Below are 736 nucleotides of genomic sequence, written 5' to 3'. Positions count from 1 at the left end.
GTGGGCGCCGAGCTCGGCCGCGGTGAGGGACGCCAGCCGGCCCAGGATCTTGCCCTGGGGCGTGCGGGCGCCGGACAGGATGACGACGTCGGTCGGGGTGTTCATCGGTTCTCCTCGGCAGCAGCTGGTGCGGTGGGATCCGTCCCGGTGGGGACGGTGTCGGGGGTGACGTCCTGGAGGTCGGTGCGGAAGGACGCCTCGGTCTTCTCGCGGACCTCGTCCTCCGTGACCCCCGGGGCGAGGCTGCGCAGCACGAGTCCGCCGTCCTCGACGTCGAACACGCACAGGTCCGTGACGATGCGGTCCACCACGCGCACCCCGGTGAGCGGGAGGTCGCACTCGGTCTTGATCTTGGCGGAGCCGTCCTTGGTGACGTGCTCGGTCAGCACGACGACGCGCGGGGTGCCGGCCACCAGGTCCATGGCCCCGCCCATCCCCTTGACCATCTTGCCGGGGATCATCCAGTTGGCGAGGTCGCCGGCGCCGGAGACCTGCATGGCGCCGAGGATCGCGATCTTGACGTGCCCGCCGCGGATCATCCCGAAGGACGTGGCGGAGTCGAAGACCGAGGCCCCCGGCCGCAGGGTGATGGTCTGCTTGCCGGCGTTGATGAGATCCGGGTCCTCGTCGCCCTCGTAGGGGAACGGGCCCATGCCGAGCACGCAGTTCTCGGACTGCAGCACCACGTCGACACCCTCGGGCAGGGTGTTGGCCACGAGGGTGGGGATGCCGATGC

Annotated in this window: 1 protein-coding gene; it reads right to left on the bottom strand. The window is 70.5% G+C overall.

What is annotated here, in order from left to right; all coding sequences use genetic code 11:
- Positions 1-101: 101 nt before the first annotated feature.
- A complete protein-coding gene (locus RCG67_RS16850; protein WP_368827942.1) occupies positions 102-734 on the bottom strand; it encodes a 3-oxoacid CoA-transferase subunit B in 633 nt (210 codons plus the stop codon).
- Positions 735-736: the final 2 nt, after the last annotated feature.

This window comes from Kocuria cellulosilytica (assembly GCF_040981245.1).
Classification (GTDB): Bacteria; Actinomycetota; Actinomycetes; order Actinomycetales; family Micrococcaceae; genus Kocuria; species Kocuria cellulosilytica.
Note: the sequence above shows the minus strand (reverse complement) of the source record. Positions and strands in the feature narration are given on the sequence as shown.